This is a genomic window from Bacillus swezeyi, from assembly GCF_030908325.1.
GTDB classification, from domain to species: Bacteria; Bacillota; Bacilli; order Bacillales; family Bacillaceae; genus Bacillus; species Bacillus swezeyi.
On record NZ_CP133085.1, the window covers coordinates 2107154 to 2123610 of the forward strand.

Annotated in this window: 16 protein-coding genes and 2 pseudogenes; 13 read left to right on the plus strand and 5 right to left on the minus strand. The window is 38.2% G+C overall.

The window, feature by feature from the left end; genetic code table 11:
- The first annotated feature begins 892 nt into the window (after nt 1-892).
- The 3 genes and pseudogenes from RBH91_RS10540 to RBH91_RS10550 all read left to right on the plus strand — a co-directional run bounded on the left by RBH91_RS10540 (nt 893) and on the right by RBH91_RS10550 (nt 2113).
- The gene (locus tag RBH91_RS10540) at nt 893-1144 is read left to right on the plus strand and encodes a LacI family transcriptional regulator (RefSeq protein WP_148957869.1); all 252 of its coding nucleotides are present in this window, start codon (nt 893-895) and stop codon (nt 1142-1144) included.
- A gap of 353 nt (nt 1145-1497) precedes the next feature.
- Nucleotides 1498-1670, plus strand: a pseudogene (locus tag RBH91_RS10545) (SAR2788 family putative toxin); the annotation flags it as partial.
- Nucleotides 1646-2113, plus strand: a complete 468-nt coding sequence (locus tag RBH91_RS10550; protein WP_307894503.1) for a DUF7878 domain-containing protein — start codon at nt 1646-1648, stop codon at nt 2111-2113. The pseudogene RBH91_RS10545 and the gene RBH91_RS10550, both read left to right, overlap by 25 nt.
- 451 nt (nt 2114-2564) lie before the next feature.
- On the opposite strand, the gene RBH91_RS10555 is transcribed toward RBH91_RS10550, so the two are convergent.
- Nucleotides 2565-3149 (minus strand): TetR/AcrR family transcriptional regulator, encoded by a 585-nt coding sequence (locus RBH91_RS10555; RefSeq protein ID WP_307894504.1) that lies wholly within the window; start codon nt 3147-3149, stop codon nt 2565-2567.
- A 226-nt stretch (nt 3150-3375) separates the two neighbouring features.
- On the opposite strand from RBH91_RS10555, the gene RBH91_RS10560 reads away from it, so the two are divergent.
- The 4 genes from RBH91_RS10560 to RBH91_RS10575 all read left to right on the plus strand — a co-directional run bounded on the left by RBH91_RS10560 (nt 3376) and on the right by RBH91_RS10575 (nt 5266).
- Nucleotides 3376-3975, plus strand: coding sequence for an HD domain-containing protein (locus RBH91_RS10560; RefSeq protein ID WP_076760658.1), 600 nt, complete (start codon nt 3376-3378; stop codon nt 3973-3975).
- Between the two features lie 562 nt (nt 3976-4537).
- Nucleotides 4538-4630, plus strand: coding sequence for a hypothetical protein (locus RBH91_RS10565; RefSeq protein WP_307894710.1), 93 nt, complete (start codon nt 4538-4540; stop codon nt 4628-4630).
- An 89-nt stretch (nt 4631-4719) separates the two neighbouring features.
- The gene (locus RBH91_RS10570; protein ID WP_307894507.1) at nt 4720-5079 is read left to right on the plus strand and encodes a hypothetical protein; all 360 of its coding nucleotides are present in this window, start codon (nt 4720-4722) and stop codon (nt 5077-5079) included.
- 34 nt (nt 5080-5113) lie between these two features.
- Nucleotides 5114-5266, plus strand: coding sequence for a hypothetical protein (locus tag RBH91_RS10575; protein ID WP_307894508.1), 153 nt, complete (start codon nt 5114-5116; stop codon nt 5264-5266).
- A 388-nt stretch (nt 5267-5654) separates the two neighbouring features.
- Here RBH91_RS10575 and RBH91_RS10580 read toward each other — a convergent pair whose 3' ends face one another.
- Nucleotides 5655-6014, minus strand: a complete 360-nt coding sequence (locus tag RBH91_RS10580; RefSeq protein WP_307894509.1) for a YxeA family protein — start codon at nt 6012-6014, stop codon at nt 5655-5657.
- Nucleotides 6015-6967: 953 nt separating this feature from the next.
- On the opposite strand from RBH91_RS10580, the gene RBH91_RS10585 reads away from it, so the two are divergent.
- Entirely contained in the window at nt 6968-8314 is a 1347-nt protein-coding gene (locus RBH91_RS10585) for an FAD-dependent oxidoreductase (protein WP_307894510.1), read from the plus strand.
- A 113-nt stretch (nt 8315-8427) separates the two neighbouring features.
- On the opposite strand, the gene alr is transcribed toward RBH91_RS10585, so the two are convergent.
- Entirely contained in the window at nt 8428-9609 is a 1182-nt protein-coding gene (gene alr, locus RBH91_RS10590) for an alanine racemase (RefSeq protein ID WP_307894511.1), read from the minus strand.
- 754 nt (nt 9610-10363) lie between these two features.
- Here alr and RBH91_RS10595 point away from each other — a divergent pair.
- Entirely contained in the window at nt 10364-10774 is a 411-nt protein-coding gene (locus tag RBH91_RS10595) for a DUF4275 family protein (RefSeq protein WP_076760662.1), read from the plus strand.
- 246 nt (nt 10775-11020) lie between these two features.
- Here the strand turns inward: RBH91_RS10595 and RBH91_RS10600 are convergent, their stop codons facing one another.
- Nucleotides 11021-11677, minus strand: coding sequence for an NAD(P)H-binding protein (locus RBH91_RS10600; protein ID WP_307894512.1), 657 nt, complete (start codon nt 11675-11677; stop codon nt 11021-11023).
- Between the two features lie 430 nt (nt 11678-12107).
- Here RBH91_RS10600 and RBH91_RS22780 point away from each other — a divergent pair.
- The 3 genes and pseudogenes from RBH91_RS22780 to RBH91_RS10625 form a co-directional block, all read left to right on the plus strand.
- Nucleotides 12108-12969, plus strand: a pseudogene (locus RBH91_RS22780) (transposase); the annotation flags it as partial.
- A gap of 229 nt (nt 12970-13198) precedes the next feature.
- The gene (locus RBH91_RS10620) at nt 13199-13525 is read left to right on the plus strand and encodes a DUF4306 domain-containing protein (RefSeq protein WP_307894515.1); all 327 of its coding nucleotides are present in this window, start codon (nt 13199-13201) and stop codon (nt 13523-13525) included.
- A gap of 529 nt (nt 13526-14054) precedes the next feature.
- The gene (locus RBH91_RS10625) at nt 14055-14651 is read left to right on the plus strand and encodes a class I SAM-dependent methyltransferase (protein ID WP_307894516.1); all 597 of its coding nucleotides are present in this window, start codon (nt 14055-14057) and stop codon (nt 14649-14651) included.
- A gap of 703 nt (nt 14652-15354) precedes the next feature.
- Here the strand turns inward: RBH91_RS10625 and RBH91_RS10630 are convergent.
- Nucleotides 15355-15528, minus strand: a complete 174-nt coding sequence (locus RBH91_RS10630) for a hypothetical protein (RefSeq protein WP_307894517.1) — start codon at nt 15526-15528, stop codon at nt 15355-15357.
- Between the two features lie 231 nt (nt 15529-15759).
- Here RBH91_RS10630 and RBH91_RS10635 point away from each other — a divergent pair, with 231 nt between their 5' ends.
- Nucleotides 15760-16317, plus strand: coding sequence for a GNAT family N-acetyltransferase (locus tag RBH91_RS10635; RefSeq protein ID WP_076760670.1), 558 nt, complete (start codon nt 15760-15762; stop codon nt 16315-16317).
- Nucleotides 16318-16457: the final 140 nt, after the last annotated feature.

The following is a 16457-nucleotide window of genomic DNA, read 5'->3' on the forward strand; positions in this document are numbered from 1 at the left end:
GAAAATGCATGACAATCTTTCTTGAATTTATCTAAAACATCGCCAGCAACGAAGACTCAATTGACCAAAAGTATACTGTTGATTATAGTTAGATGAATTCATTCAAGCTCAGCCACTTGGATAATGATGATATCACTGCTGAGGATATAAATAGCAGCGTTGAAAAAGCAAATAACCTCAATCCGTATTAATGGTTTTATATGTTCAGATAGATGGGGAGTCCCACCCTTGGGAATAAACTTTCAAGAGTTTATTGACACATATATGGGGTTTACAGCAGTGGGGACGCCACTACATCGTCTGAAAAAACAACAAAGAGTAAGGTTGAGTACAGCAGGATTGAGCAGAACGACCAAATTGGAGGTTAAGCATTGCTGAACTTTGATCCCGAAAAATTCAGGAAATTCCTTCATTCTGTGTCAAACCATCAAACCTAAAGGATACAAAAAAATTATGACTTGAATCATGAGTATCAAGAATTTGCAGCCTTTGATATTGATTTTGAAAATGTGGATATTGCTCTGCGTATCGCTGGATTGTTAGGGAAACATGCCTTTTGATATAACCAGTTTCCTTTTCCCTGACACAAAAAAGATAGATTATTTTCAATTCATGGTTGTTGAAATTAATGATCCACAACTTTTAACATTCTTAGATGCACTATAGATAGTAAACCCACTGAAAAGTGGGTTTTTTTTGCGCTTCGGTTAAGGAAGAGAAGCTGATCAAAAAAAGAGAACACTCATTATTAATATAATGTAAATATATGTATTATTTTTGAATTATTTTTCATTTCTACATGAATTGACAATTTTTTCATTCTTGATGTGTTAAGATCAAGGTGTCTATTAAATGGACAAGCAGGAAAACAAAATGAAAAGGGGATGTGTTTATGTTTAAAAGCAAATTCAAAAAAGTGATGGGAGCGGTTGCAGTTGCTGGGGCTTTGTTAGTATCTGGATCACCGGCAAGTGCGGCACCGGATTTAACTCCGATTCGAGACAAATATCCAGATGCATATCAATTCCAATGGAATGGCGACAATACTGTAACTGTTTTCTTTAGAGACAGTGAAGGTAAATCTTATCACAGAACATATACATGTGTAACAGTTCTCGACGGAACTTGTTACGTATATAAGTAATTAAATCGTAATTCTTAAATTCTGTCTCAATCGGTTTCTTTTGAGACAGAATTTTTTCATGTCTTCATAAGTACACTTTTCCATTTTTTCTTCACGCATCCATTTCATTTCTTTAAGCGGCTGTTCCGAGATTGAGAGGGGAAGACGCTCCCGGGCCAATTAATTTTTCCTTTGTGCTCTTCTACTTCCATTCAGCACCTTTTCCTGTTCTATTGAAACAGCAGCTGAGCCAGGGCTTACCTCGTGAGCTCGATTTCTTGGTGTTATTCCATTAAGGTAAAGGCATGGCATAGTACAATAAAAGGTTTTTCCACAATTAGCATATGATGGAGTACGCATAAAAGTAAGGTGAAAAGTGGATGAAAGAAGCTTTACAATCAAAAAGTATTTCTTTTAGTATAAATAATAACAAAAAATTATCGTTTGTAATCACGGCCAATCTTAGAAAAAAATCGGAACAAAAGGTGAAATAAAAATAGTAATAGGATGGGACGGTAAGATATGGACGGCGTATCCAATAAAGTAGAATTTCATTATCAGTTTACTTCCGATGAATCAGATATCCCAAAGAAAATGAGAAAAGACCCTTCAGTAGCGCTGAAAGTTGAAGGAGAATTTGAAATCGAAATAAATGGGAACACATATTTCAAAGAAAATCTCGCCCTATTAGAATTTTATGTTTCTTTGAATGAGTGGAATAAAAAAATTAAGAAAAAAAACAAAGTTACAGAGTATAGATATTACACCATGGAGTATGAGGAGGAGGAGCCCATTATTTCATTGATACCATTTGATAATAAGGCTCGACTAACGACCATTTGGGAAACTCAACAATTATATAATGTATTTGACCTTCATTACATCATTGAACAAATGAGGATCTTGAAGGAAAAATTAAAACGGGACATCGAACTCCATTATAAGATTTCAGTGCAACATTTCATTGGTCAGATCCCACTAAGAAAATAATAAATTTTCAAAGAATCTCTAGTTTTACTTCTAGGGGTTCTTTTACGAGCCAATATGCGAAAGGTCTGTGGGGTATTTAATATGTAAAGAAGCAGTGTATTGGGAATAAAATACGAATTTTAATAAAACGAATTAAAAGAATCAATTGAATGTTGATAAATGTTGTGCTGTTATTAATATATATTAAAAGGAGAAACGTGGTGGAAGAATGGGAGCTGAAAAGATGATTAAAAAATAAGTGTGAAGAAGAGCGGGGACGGGAAAAAGAGCTTGCTTAAATGGCTGAATAATTCATCAGGGTTTCATCATTTTATTTGGGAAGGAAGTAACTCTCATCCTCACTTGGGGTAGTGAAAGGGGAAAGAGCATAAAATGGGTGTTTGATCATTTAACAAATCACCCATACTTAATTTTATTCAAATTAAAACAAACATCAAAACCCTCTGTGAATTTATAAAATAAGTAAATAACGTAGTACCTGATGCTTACTGTAAGAAACGTACTTATTATCTCTTTCTAGTTTACTAATCATAATACTCCCCTCAAAAGTTGCAACAATAAAGGAAGCCGCTATCTTTGTATCAATGTCAGGATTTAACTCTCTGTTTTGAATACCTTCTTCTATAATCTCTTCAACCATGTTCAGAAATGTATGGAAAACTATAAGCGCTTTTTTCCTTAAACGTGGATTCGTATCATCACTGTCTACAGCAGTATTTAGTAATGGACATCCCCCTTTTACTGGTGGATTATTGACCACATCTTCATATACATCAAACAAAGAACTAATTTTTTCTAATGCTGTATTAGCATGAAGGATCGCTTCAGAAAAGTGTTTAGATACAGAATCAATGGCGTAATCAAATGCCTCTAAAGCAATCTCATCTTTACTTTTAAAATTGCGGTAAATTCCACCCTTTTGTAGACCTGTGGCCGCCATAATGTCATTCATTGAACAGCCGGCATACCCCTTTTGATTAAACAATTCTGCAGATTTTAGGACAATGTGTTTCCGAGTTTGCTCACCTTTTCGCATAATATCCTCCATTATTGTTGTTGAAAAATTGTAACATGTTTTAGTAGTACACTAACATATAATGAGTTACCTTAAAAGAGACCGAATGGTCTTTTTTAAGAAAAAAAGACACTAATAAGGAGGTGTTGTGAAAATTCTATTTGATTAGCATGTAACATCTTTATTATGTCATTAAACCCGTTATGAAATCAATCTGAAGAAAATTAATTAAACAAGGAGAAAAAATATGTATAACATTATTATTCCTGATAGTAAGGTAGCAAAAGAAGCAACTCAATTAGTTTACGAGATTTCTCCGGAATTTCTTTATAATCATTGTTTACGAACTTATGCTTTTGGTGATGCGTTGGGAAAAAAATATGGATTCAAATATGATCAGGAGTTATTCTATCTCGCTTCTGTCTTACATGATATTGGTCTTACAGAGCAAGTTTGTTGTAAACATTCATTTGAATATGAAGGTGCTGATCATGCCGAGAAGTTCCTTCGCTCTCACAGTTTTTCACAAGACAAAATTGATGTGGTACGCGAAGCGATTATTCTGCATACATCAGAAATTGCTGAAGAAAAACAACCAGAAATTGCTTTAGTTCATTTCGGAGCAGGAATGGATGTAATTGGGTTGCGTATAGAAGATATTTCGGAGGAAACCTTTAATTTCATAATTGAAACCTATCCTCGATTAGGTTTCAAAAAATCTATGATTGAACTCATTAAATATGATTCTAATCTTAAAAATGCTCAGCAACAACCAAATAATTTGAGTTCTTCTATGCTTCGTATGGGTTTTGTAGATTGGGTTATGAATGCTCCTTTTAAAGAATAGAGAAAAAGCAGCCCCAGATATACAAGATATTCTGGGGTTCTTAAACTCTTATAATATTCCATTGTTGTACCGGAGCTTCGCAAGATTCAAAAGAACTTGCGTGGGCTGCGTTATTGTTGCTTTCGTAAAAAACGAAATGTTCAAGAGCAAGCGTTACTTACAGCAGCTTGCCAGAACATGAAAGAAGATTATTACACCTAGCTAATATAAGCTAGATATAAGAGAGTCTTTTTCATATTTTAGTTTCAAGATTAAGCATGGTGATTCCTTCAGATTTCAGCATCGCTATAAAACCCTGAAAGGCTTCCAGAGCAGGAGACTGTTCCTGTGAACAATGTGAATTCTATTCGGAATATAAGACTGCAGATGTGCAGCAAAATTGCATAAAGATGAACTCCGAGATACGGAGAAATGTAAACTTTTTCAATCGAGAGGGGGATTTCCAACATTTACTGACGCCGCGGCACATTACTTCACAACAAAAGGAGAAGGTTATTTGAAGCATAATAAAACATTTGTACTCAGCGACATACATGGTGAATATGAAAAGTTTGAGGAGTTAATGAAGCATTGGAATTCGGAAACGATGAACCTTGCTATACTTGGGGATATGATTGATCGAGGTGAGAATTCATTAAAGGGGTTCAAAAGATAATGCAGTTTAAGAAGAAATATCAAGACCAGGTTTGTGTCCTAAAAGGCAACCATGAAGACATGCTTTTGTATTCTTAGAAGCGAAAGACTATGAAACAGGAGATTGGTATTTTAACAACGGTGCCAAACGGCTTCGTGGATGATGAATTTGGTGATGTTTTATTTGTTCATATGGGGATAATTTCACTATTGGATGACTGGAAGAGGTCATCTAGGAATGATTTTATCTGGCATAGGGGTTCGTGGAATCATAAAAACAACACAGATAAAACAATTGTTTTTGGCCATACCATTACACAACTTCTTCATGAAGATAGGAGAAATGATATTTGGATCAGTAAGTGTGGAACCTATATTGATATTGATGGCGGAGCAGTTTTTGGTGGACAGTTGAATGCAATAGTCATGAATGGCAAGGGGGAGATCCTCGAAAAGCTTAAGGCAGCATAAATAAGCTAATTAAAAATAAAAGGGAGATGTAAGGATGTCAGTAGAGCAACTATGCGGCGGACAATGTACAGAAGAAACAATAGGCTTGGTTAGAAAACAATTACTTCAGCAACAAAGTGTCTTACTCACTCAAAGAGCAAACATTGAGGCTGAAACGACTTACAGACAGATTACAATTAGCCAATGACAAACTTGAAAAGGTTAAATGTGAATTAGCAAAGGTTCAGTGTGAACTTGATTGTTTGAGAAAGCATTGTAAGAAGAGGAGTTCTAGATAAAAAGGTATGTTCAGTGTATACGATAGGATCTGAGAGAAATAACATGGATAATAAAATAAGACAGATTCAGTGCGTTTAGAAATTTTAATACCTTTAAGAATTTATATTCTGGCTACGATTAGATTTTTTTGGGAAAACACATTCCAATAAGAGAAAAAATAAAGTTAACCCCAATGATAATGAATGAGACATTAATCACCCGCAAAAATCCGTTCACTGTTAAATCAACAGATGACGATGGCATCTTATTTTCACCAAAGAAGCCCCTAAAACTTTCGCATTTTAGGGGAGAAACGATTAATTTATATTGTTTAATTTCTCTAGAATATTCTTATCTAGTTGCTGCTCGCTTACTTTTTCTTTGCTTGATATGATCTCCCTTCTATTTTCCCAATGAATAATATAATATTGACCGATCTGCATTTTGTCTTGAGAAGAGAGTTTTAGCTTTCTGGGTTTCCCTTTTTGATCATAACCTGTCACATCATAGTTATAATTAATATCTGTATATCCATCACTTGCTTTTTCTGTAACTACTTTGGGGTCTTTTGTTATTTTGACATAATAGTCTTCCGTTGAATAATATCCGGCGTATAAAAAGTAGCCGCCACCCAAAATAATCAATCCTATAATTAAAATTCCCAAAAACCATTTCATCAATTATCACCTCGAATAAATAATACTTAGAATTGTTCAATTGAACTATTGATTCACCTTACATTTACATTACACTTTTGTAAGTATTAAAAATAATTAGTTGGTCTAAGTGAGACTAAAACAATGGCGGTAAGTCTAATACTGTTTTAATCTGCTGCAGCTTATATGGCAAAAGCCACGCAAATGAAGCATATACTCAAGAAGCAGAAGAATTTATTTTAGACTCATCGGGCTGAAGAGAGCTACTGATCCCTTGCTTTTCTTACTACTTACAAAAATGGAGAAAAAAGAATATCCAGTACACCCACTAGTAAGCTTAACCGCCCACAAAACTTGATCACCTCAGCGTTTTCTTTCGAATTTTTTTGTTGAACAATGGTTTCATCCGACCTATGATCGTGAAAACATGGAAAATTTAAAAGTGGGAGAGGGAAATGGGTACTGAATCCCTCAATTTCTTTTTAAACCATGATAAAATAACAAACATCAGTTCTTTTTGTCGTTAAATAAAAGTTAGTGAGAAAGGGGAAATAACGAGGTTTTGTTTTACATATTTTTGATATTTTATATAATTGCAGTGTTGTTTCTTAATTCTGTATACGGTTTAAGTAATGTAATATTGACTGTTTTATATACGATATTTGTTGGTGTTCTAGTGATTCATCGTATTATTAAACGAAATAAAAAGTAAAAGAACTCCCTACTGAAAAATGGGGAAGTGTAGTTCTGTAATTCGGTTGGAGAGGCATGTTGATCTTGAAGGTTATTTACAAAGAGTGAACGAAGGACGTGATTGAGGAAGTCTTTTAGAGAATTGTTTTGCTGAAATAGCTCTTTTAGGACATATGAGTTTCATTTTTAGATCAGTTCAAAAAATAAGAGCGTCCCTTAAAAAGGGCAACACAGTAAATGCTTCAATCATGCCTATACAAAATAAAAATGGAGGGAGTCATATGCGGGAAAAAGCTGTAGTCATTGGTGGTGGGATTGCCGGTAAATTAGCTGCTAAAGCGCTGTCTCATTTTTTTCAGCAAGTCACCATTGTAGAAGCGGATCAAGAATATAAAGAAAAAGTTCCTAGAAAAAGAGTTCCTCAGAGTGACCACCCTCACGTTTTATTGAAAAGAGGAGAAGAAGCGATTGAGATGTTGTTTCCGGAGATCGTGTCTCAATTAATAGAGGATGGCAGCATCGTCACTAATTTTACAAAAGATCTGAAGTGGCACCATTTTGGTTATTGGAAAAAACGGTTTTCTGGAGAGTTTACCATGGTACAGCAAAGCCGGCCTATGCTTGAATGGCATTTGCAAAGACGGGTTGAGGAAGTTCCTCATATTACGACTCGATATGAAACAAAAACAGAACAGCTGTTAGTAAGCAAGCATGATCATACCGTTCGAGGAGTCCGGATTCGTTCCTTGAAGACGGGTCTTACAGAGGAACTGGATGCCAGTTTTGTAGTTGATGCCAGCGGTTCTGCCTCTAAGAGTATAGATTGGCTGCAAGCACTTGATGTAAAAGTGAAGGAAGAAAAAGTGAAGATTCAATTGTTTTATGCAACACGTCTTTACTCTCTTAAAAAACAAGAATATCCCGAATGGCAAAACCTCCTTATATCACCGAGCTTTCCCGATAACCCTTACGGTGCCTATATTCAAACTCTTGAAGAAAACCGATTTTCTGTCACGTTCAGCGGTTATGCTAATGCACATGCACCGCAAACAGATGAGGCGTTTATCTCATACGCAAAAAAACTTCCTGTTCCTGATGTTCTTCAGTTTCTTGAGGGAGCAGAGCCTCTTTCCGATATTAAAATACATCGAGTTCCTTATCAATTGCGGCGCCGTTTTGATCAAGCGAAAAACATTCCGGAAGGTTTCATAATCATTGGTGATGCTCATTGCCGTTTTGATCCTCTTTTCGGACAGGGCATTTCGGTTGCAGCAGTGCAAGCTTTAGAGCTGCAATCTTCCCTTTTTCAAACGAAGAGGACTGACAAGGGATTTGGTGAAAGATTTCATAAGAAGATTTCTAGGGTTATCGACGTTCCTTGGGAAATGGCAACAACCGAGGCTCTTCGTCATCCCGATATTAAAGGGGAACGAACTTTTGTTCAGCCATACAAGCAGTGGTACTGCAAAAGGGTATATGAACTTTCAGCTTCTGATCCGGAAATATATATCCGATTAGTCAGAGTGATGAATCTTATCCGAGGCCCACTCCATCTGTTTCATCCAAAAGTATTATTTCCGATTATCACCAATAAGCGGCAAAAGGATGGAACGATGATGGATATCTAAATACTTCAGTAAAAGAATCCATTTTGAAAAAAGATTGATCAAAATGGATTTTTTCTCTCCGTATTGATCACATCACTTAGTATTCTTTAATCGAAAAGGTCAGAAATAAAAATCTACACGTATAATACCGGAGCCGACACCTTCAAAATCTCGCCGTCTCTTATAAATACACGCGGGACGCGGCGGCTTATTGTAGATACAACTTCATAGTTAATCGTATCAAGCATTTCGGCAACTTCATCAACAGAAATCTCAGCTCCTTTTTGCCGTCCGTAAATCACGACTTCATCTCCCTGTTTACCTTTACCCTCTCCTAAACTAACCATTATCATATCCATTGTCACCCTTCCCGCCACAGGCACCCGTTTTCCGCGATGAAGAACAAACCCGCGATTGGACAGTTCACGGGAATAACCGTCAGCATAGCCGACCGGGAGTGTAGCAATGACTTCCTCGGGGTCCGCGATGTATGTTGCACCATAACTGATAGTCCGGGGTTCTGTCCGCATGGTTTTCACATAAGCTATACGCGCTTTTAAACTTAATGCAGGTGCAAGCTTAACGAGATTTAGCTGCTTTATATATGCTGAAGGATATAATCCATACATACCTATACCTAAACGAATCATATCAGCGCTAAATTCCGGGAAAGCGATAGCTGCAGCCGTGTTATTCATATGCACGGTGGGAAGTTCAATGCCTTGATCTTTTAGAAAGCGAAGAAAGCTGATAAACTTATCGTGCTGCAGTCTGGTTAGTGTAGTATCCGGTTCATCAGCTGTTGAGAAATGTGTAAAGATTCCTTCCCATCTAAGGAATTTGCTTGCCGTTAGTGCTTTTACTATTTCTAAAAGCTTTTCTTTTGTCCGTACACCTAACCGTCCCATACCAGTATCTACATTAATATGGATAGCCAACCGGTTAGTCTCCGCTTCTTTTTCCAATATCTCGTTCGCTTCTTGAATCCAATCAACCTGAAATGCTGATAACGTTATTTTCCAAGCTGCTGACTCTTTCACACATCTAAGGGGTGTAAAGCCAAGCACAAGGATAGGTGCTGTAATCCCCGCTTTTCGTAAAACGATTCCTTCCTCCACGCTGGCAACAGCGAGCTCACTCGCCCCATGTTCCAGTGCATGGCGTGCCACTTCTACAGACCCGTGACCATAAGCGTTCGCTTTTACGACAGCCATAATTTTACTCTTGTTTGGAATATGGTGGCGGATCGCTCGTAAATTTTTTTTGATGGCATCAAGATCGACTTCTACCCAAACTTCTCGGCAAAGCTTTTTCATCAACGCTTCCTTCCTTCTTATAGAATAGTATCAACCGGATTGAGCCGTTCGATAAATTCCCTCACATCAATGGTTGGGTGCTTTCCATCTCATTTTTATTCAACTTTAACTGAAATCATTCAACAGTAAACCTCAGTTCTTTCGTTTAAGTTCATTTTTTCACAATCTGCACCGACATTCTTTGCACTAAATGACTCAATTCAAAGAGGCACTTACTCAAGAAGTGCGCCCTTAGCAGAATAGGTTATATTTTTATGTCCGAGTATTTCTTGAATCAATTTCATGCTTTGCTCGAGATTCTAAAAGAACAGCATGTGTGCCACGGAAACCATGAACAGGCATTCTGTCCAAACCGGCTTTATCTAATATTCTGTTCAAAGGATTGTAGGCAATGGCTCTCCTTTTTTTCTACAGAAAACCAAATATAGATCTTTTTATTAGAGTTTTTGACCTTTAAGGAGCTCTTTAGCTCATGAGTTCTTTCATAAACTAGAAGGGGTATACATCGTAAACATCAGACTCAACATGCTTTTGATCAGTTTTGATTAACGTATGCTTAGTGCTGCTATTTGATTGTTGGATGGCTTTAAAGCTTCTGGCGAGATCTTTATCAGTCGCCATGTAGCTGTCCTCTTGAGTAAGCTCTTCAACTTTTCAAGGAGAAAATACGATGAAATCGTTGCATTTTAATCTATAATGAAAGAACAAGTTGCCTTAGTTAAGGAAAAGGGTAGTTCAAGGAGAATAGACTGATATGAACTTTAGAAAAGAATTGAAGGTTATAGAAATCCCTAAATGGGGAGGGTATTTGCGCAAATCGTGGGAAAATATATTCGCAAATCACTTATCAAAAGAAGATAAAGAGAAGATTAATTTAGACCATTTTTTATGGCATTTATGTAGTTGGGATGCTGTAAATTGCGTTATTGAAGGAGAAGCTATAAAACTTTTCAATCAACACAAAAAGAGAAAATGTACGATTTTTTATCAGTATATAGATGAAGCATATTTGGTGGAAAACGCTAAAAATTTAAGGATTCAAGATTTGCCGTACGACCCTTTACATATGTTTTATGGCGATATTTATGTAATGGATTGGGAACAAAAATGGACATTTATTATGACTCATGAAGAAAAATGCGGACCTTATTTTATTAGTCATTAATATTACTTGGGAACGATCTTACTTATTTATCACTTGAAACAAAACTCGCCTTTATAAGAATAGCAAATTTTGAAACTCAAATACAATTCTAATTAAAAAACGAATGAGGATAAATATCATATTGAAGGTTGGAAAGATATTTAACCATATGGGTCTTTTAGGTGCGGGATTGGCCGGAAGCATATTATTTGTTGCTGGTTCCGACCAATAATTCTTTCCTTATTAATGCGCGTACGTAGCAGCGGTCTAACGCCGACGAATGTTAGCTTTGACGGCGTCTCTGATCGGGGTGGATCCGGTATTGAGTTCGAGAATCTGCTGGCCGATGCGGGGTTCGTGAAGCAACTCGGCGAGAGTTTCAGCGACATCGGCGCGAGCTATCTGGTCGTGGAACTCGGCTGGCCCGAGTGAAACGGTGCCAGTTCCGGGATCGTCGACAAGCAATGACGGACGAAGAATTAGCCAATCTAGATCGCTACGACTAAGCGCGATGTCTGCTTTCTTCTTCACAGCAAAGTAATACTCGACCTCGTCGCCGAGGTTACGCTCCCGCCAAGACTCTGGGAGTACCGAAACAAGCGCGAAACGGTTGATTCCTGCTCGGCGAGCCGCCTCGATCGCTTTCGTGACGCCGTCGCCATCGATCGCCTTTGTGACCTCCATCTTGCCGCCGTTGGACCCTGCGCTGAACACGATGGCGTCAACGTTGCCGAAGGCCGCCGCTAGCTCTTCCACGGACATGGTGGCGAGATCCCCGACTACTGCATTGACGCCTCGTGCTGCAAGGTCTGCCCGCTGTTCATCCCGGCGCACGAGCCCGTGAACGGTATCTCCATTGGAGACGAGCTTCTGCGCAAGCAGACCGCCGATGTTGCCCGTGATCCCAATGATGAATACATCCATCTTGAAAGCTCCGCTCGTTTCCGCACGTTGAGGCGATTGCAAGCTTCCCCGCCCCGGATGCGCCTGTCGTAAGCCTCCAACATCTCGATCGCCACCAACATTCCGTATAAACGACCCTCTAGATGCCAGGCGCAAAAAGGTTCCCAAGTGCCCGTAAGCCGGCCTCTCACCGGGACACCCGAACCTCGCCGCGTGTGCCACATTGCGGCGCATGAATCCGGACCGACCGGATTCCCGTAAGACCCGCCCGCGAAAATGCCCGGTGAAGTCGGCCATTTCCTCCAACGTCTTGAAAAAAATATTCCTTTTCTTCTTCACCTTCAAAGACTCCTTTACCGCATTGCGGTTTGATTTGCATTTACTATTCCAAAAGAAGCCTCTCCTTAGCAAAATGGAAGTGTCGAGCAACCATCTAAAAGGAGGGCTTCTTTTGTACATTCAATATACCATGGACCAACTCTGTCTGCCAATGGATTTGGAAGAAGATATTCCAGAAAAATACTTTTTTCGTGTTGTGAACGAGGCCGTGAATCGGATCGACGACCAGATTTTTGCAGCTGCCTACAAAGGCGGGGGCCGCAACAGCTACAACCCCAAAATGCTTACGAATCGGAGCGAATGAAAGGCGTGTTGGAAACGATTTTCACGATGGTTCTGCAATTTCTGGTAGAAGAGAAGTACGTCCAGCTTGAGCATTACTTTCTCGACGGCACCAAGATCGAAGCAAATGCGAACCGCTACACGTTTGTTTGGGGAAAGCTGTAGTCCAGTACAAAGCCAAGCTGCAAGAAAAAGTACATACCCTGTTTGAGGCGATTGAGGAAACCGAAAGGCAAGAGAATGGGGAACAAGGCGGGCGGGATCTCACAGAACTGGGCGAAACAGCGGGTACGAGTTCTTCGCAAGGACCTCCTCCCCGCCTGCAAAGGTATGAGTCCCAACTGGAACCGAAAGCTTGTATTTTACAAAAAGAGTAGGACCAAGACCGAAAGCGGTTATGAGGTTACCAAACGGCATTACCAGAGTGAAAGTTGTAAGGTGATGCCCGCTCAAAGCTTCGTGCACGAGAGCAGCCGGAAACCGTAAAATTCAGGTTAGTCTGCCGTACCTGAAATATAAGGCAAAAGCTGTCCAGTGAAGAAGGGTACCTCTTGAGTGTCCAGCGGATGTACGAGCCTGTATTTGGACAAATCAAAAACAACAGGGGGTTCCGGCGCTTCCTGCTTCGATGCTTACAAAAAGTAAGTTTAGAGGTCGGGTGGCTTTCACTTGCCCACAATCTGACGAAAAAGCATAAAATGGGCGAAAAAGTAACCGGACCGGGCAAGAATGAGTACTTTGCCCGGTCCGTTTTTTTGATTTTTGATTCCGCAGACCGTCCTTTTTCTACAAAAAAGCTACTTATGGGACAGTCTCTTTCAGCTAGCCACAGAAAGAAACCAAATTAACTCCGTTTACGTCTGTTTATTTCAGCGGAGTCAACCAATTAAGAATAACTTATGATTTTTTTGGAGGTTTTCTATGAAAAGCATTCTTTTAACCGCCCAATTGGGCATTTCTGTAATTGGTTTTATGTTTTTGGTGCTTGTTAATTGGTATCAAGGGAGTGAACTGGTATCTGATATTTTCGAATGGAAATATACAGCTAAATTTTCGGAATTTTTCAATGGTGGTGAACTTATTACAAGTTCAGATCAAATATCTCAACTCGACTTCTTTATATACTCTGCAAAACATCATCCATTAACTACTGGATTAATGTTTGCTGCATTTCTTTATGTACTTCTATCATTCTTTTTTCTTTTTCAATCGTTTAAAAAAGATAAGGTGCAAAGAGATCAGATATAAAAAAACAAGAAAGCAGTGCTAGCAGCAGTCATATCGTAATGAAAGAAATTTGCTAGCAAAGGAAACTGCTCTTTTTCCTTTTCCTCTATAAATCCGAAGAACAATGAACCAAATGTACATTTTGATAAGAAAGTTTAAAAAGCTATTACGAAAAAAATCTTTCAGCATCTTTTCCTGTTAAACTGGGCTTTAAATCTCAGCGTAAAAATGATGGACGACATCGCAAGCCTACTCTGCACCATAGCCTAATTGATTGTCGAGAATGAACGGACGAAGGTAGGCATTGATTCTTTGTTCAAGAGCTGACTCAGTTCCAGGCGCCATCATTTGATTGTTTTTCACACAATGCGCCTGTATTATAGAGGATAAAGGCAGCCTTTAGATTGCCGAGTGTTTTGATATGCATGAAAAAAAGAAGTGGGTATATATTTACCTGAGTACAGCTTTATTCTAATTAAGGAAACTTGCTGATGTTGGATGATAAGAGCTCTTAAGTGAAAGAATTTAGTATCAAAGGAGAATAAGGGTCATGAATTTTTGGAATAACCGTTTTCAAGGTGAGGATTATGTATATGGAACTGAACCGAATATATTTTTATCAGATTCTCAGAAAAAACTTCAATTATCAGGCAGCGCTTTAGCAATTGCAGAAGGTGAAGGACGTAATGCAGTTTTTTTGGCGGAACAAGGAATGAACGTAACTTCATGGGATTATGCGGAATCCGGCTTGAGAAAAACGAAAAAGCTTGCTGAAGCCCGAGATGTAGTAGTTAAAACTGAACTTACTGATTTAAATGAAGCGTCATGGAAAAAAGATCAGTGGGACGAGGTTGTATGTATTTTTGGACATTTCCCAAAAGAATTACGCCAAAAAACACTTCTGGGAATTAAAGAGGCAGTAAAACCAGGTGGATTTTTTGTTACAGAGGTATATTCAATTCATCAAATTCCCTATAAAAGTGGTGGGCCGCAAGATTCGGAACTTTTATATACTCCGGAAGAGTTTTTACAAACGTACTCAGATTGGCGGATTGTTCACTTTTTCATGGGCGAAGTAGTTCGTCATGAAGGGGATTTCCATAATGGCTTGTCTCATGTCATTCAATTTATAGGACAAAAACGATAAATATTAATGCAAAAATCAAAAAGCAACACACAAAAAATTAGGGGCTTTGAATACGTATGCTTTCTAAGGAGATGCATGGAGGGTCTTTGGAATTAAACTCTAAAGTATTCTCCTTCGCTCAGAACGGATAGGCGTAATAGGGAATGATGATGTTTTCGGTTCGGATTTACTGAATGGTTCTTTTATGTAAATCATAAGAAATACCCCTGCCTTTAAAACTAAGTAAGTTCATCGTTTTCCCTATTGTGGAAAAACTTCAGTTATATATCCGAATTTTGGTGATTATATGATGTAACTATATCATCCTTATAAAGGAAATATAATATACCAGGCAGGGCTTTATTTTATTTCGACTCCAACAACAAGATATTTAAATTTGATAAGGTTGGTGTCTCCTTTTGAAAATACGACACGAATAATCGCTTTCTCAAAATCAATTAGATTTTTGTTTTTTAAACGCTCTTACAATCGCATATACAATACCGATTATAATTAAAGTAGAAACTATTGCAGGTCCTAAGGGCATTTCATAACCTCCCGCACGAAAAATTCCCTTTTTAGGTATTATTTTAAAACATTTAACACAAATGTAAACCCGTTTATCACCTTTATTTCAATTTTCCATCCATCATTCCTCCAAGCCTACTTTTTCTATGAAGATATTTCTTTCCTCCCATCCGTTCATAAAAAACCAAGCCCGGATTTATTTCTTGCCTTTAAAATATTTGGCAATAGCAGAATAATCCACCATCAACATTTTCATCAATAACAGTGCTTTTGCCTGATGTAAAGCCTGCGATGGAGGGGAGTACCCGCAATTGATGAGATAAAAGCCAACACCTTCCTTGAGTCGATCGGTAATAGGTAAGGAGTTCATTTATTGCGGCTGTCTCTCCTGCGAATCCCCGCCATCTAGATTGGATTCAAACCCAATCTTCAAGCTGAAGCTAGGGATTACCTTGTATAACAGTAGAGGTCGATCCCGGCGTGCATAGCTCAGGATCGAACTAATTTTTGCAGGAAGGTCTCACTTTTCATGTGAAAGTATGTAAAATAAAGATAAAAAATATAAAGCTGGCCGCCTGAGGTTAGCTAAGGAGTGCTTTGTGTGTATAACATTGAGATCAGAAGACCGCGAATTGATGACAATGAAGAGCTGTATCAGTTTTTTTGTACAGTCATCAAGGATACATTTGCCAGAGAAGGATTAGCTCATCTGTTTCATGATATAGAAAATGAAATCGAAAGTAAGAAACAATACTTGAAAGATGACTTTGACAGCAATGGAAAGAGCCGGTATTTTTTGATCGCTTCAGATAAAAAGTGTCATAAGATGATCGGTACGATTGAATATGGTCCAGCTAGTGAGCTGATTCAGATTTGCACTGATGGAGAATTGAAAGATTTGTATGAGGTAGGGACAGTTTTTGTACATCCAGATTATCAAAGACGTGGATTAGGTACGTTGCTGTTAAACGTAATGTTTCTTACCTTTCTGAATAGGGGAATTAAAGAGTTTTGTTTGGATAGCGGATATAACAGTGCACAGAAGATATGGAAAAAGAAATTTGGAGAGCCCGATTATTTGTTGAAGGATTACTGGGGAAAGGGGCAAGATCATATGATTTGGAGGAGATGTACGGATGATATGCCCATCATCCTTTAATATAGCTTCGCAAGATATTTCCAAATGAGATAGTTTTCATTTGATAAAAATATCGCTTTTCTTTTGCAATCTCATAAAACGCTGAAGCTGTAGCAAGATCGTAATCTTCAAGCTATATTGTGATGTACTGAAAATAATCT

What these genes read in the sequence shown, in the direction of transcription:
- RBH91_RS10555 (WP_307894504.1), bottom strand. Translation starts at nt 3,149, where the DNA reads ATGCGAAAAGGTGAGCAAACTCGGAAACACATTGTCCTAAAATCTGCA.
- RBH91_RS10575 (WP_307894508.1), top strand. Translation starts at nt 5,114, where the DNA reads ATGTCAGTAGAGCAACTATGCGGCGGACAATGTACAGAAGAAACAATA.
- RBH91_RS10580 (WP_307894509.1), bottom strand. Translation starts at nt 6,014, where the DNA reads ATGAAATGGTTTTTGGGAATTTTAATTATAGGATTGATTATTTTGGGT.
- RBH91_RS10550 (WP_307894503.1), top strand. Translation starts at nt 1,646, where the DNA reads ATGGACGGCGTATCCAATAAAGTAGAATTTCATTATCAGTTTACTTCC.
- RBH91_RS10560 (WP_076760658.1), top strand. Translation starts at nt 3,376, where the DNA reads ATGTATAACATTATTATTCCTGATAGTAAGGTAGCAAAAGAAGCAACT.
- alr (WP_307894511.1), bottom strand. Translation starts at nt 9,609, where the DNA reads ATGAAAAAGCTTTGCCGAGAAGTTTGGGTAGAAGTCGATCTTGATGCC.
- RBH91_RS10620 (WP_307894515.1), top strand. Translation starts at nt 13,199, where the DNA reads ATGAAAAGCATTCTTTTAACCGCCCAATTGGGCATTTCTGTAATTGGT.
- RBH91_RS10600 (WP_307894512.1), bottom strand. Translation starts at nt 11,677, where the DNA reads ATGGATGTATTCATCATTGGGATCACGGGCAACATCGGCGGTCTGCTT.
- RBH91_RS10625 (WP_307894516.1), top strand. Translation starts at nt 14,055, where the DNA reads ATGAATTTTTGGAATAACCGTTTTCAAGGTGAGGATTATGTATATGGA.
- RBH91_RS10630 (WP_307894517.1), bottom strand. Translation starts at nt 15,528, where the DNA reads ATGAACTCCTTACCTATTACCGATCGACTCAAGGAAGGTGTTGGCTTT.
- RBH91_RS10540 (WP_148957869.1), top strand. Translation starts at nt 893, where the DNA reads ATGTTTAAAAGCAAATTCAAAAAAGTGATGGGAGCGGTTGCAGTTGCT.
- RBH91_RS10585 (WP_307894510.1), top strand. Translation starts at nt 6,968, where the DNA reads ATGCGGGAAAAAGCTGTAGTCATTGGTGGTGGGATTGCCGGTAAATTA.
- RBH91_RS10595 (WP_076760662.1), top strand. Translation starts at nt 10,364, where the DNA reads ATGAACTTTAGAAAAGAATTGAAGGTTATAGAAATCCCTAAATGGGGA.
- RBH91_RS10565 (WP_307894710.1), top strand. Translation starts at nt 4,538, where the DNA reads ATGAAGCATTGGAATTCGGAAACGATGAACCTTGCTATACTTGGGGAT.
- RBH91_RS10570 (WP_307894507.1), top strand. Translation starts at nt 4,720, where the DNA reads ATGAAACAGGAGATTGGTATTTTAACAACGGTGCCAAACGGCTTCGTG.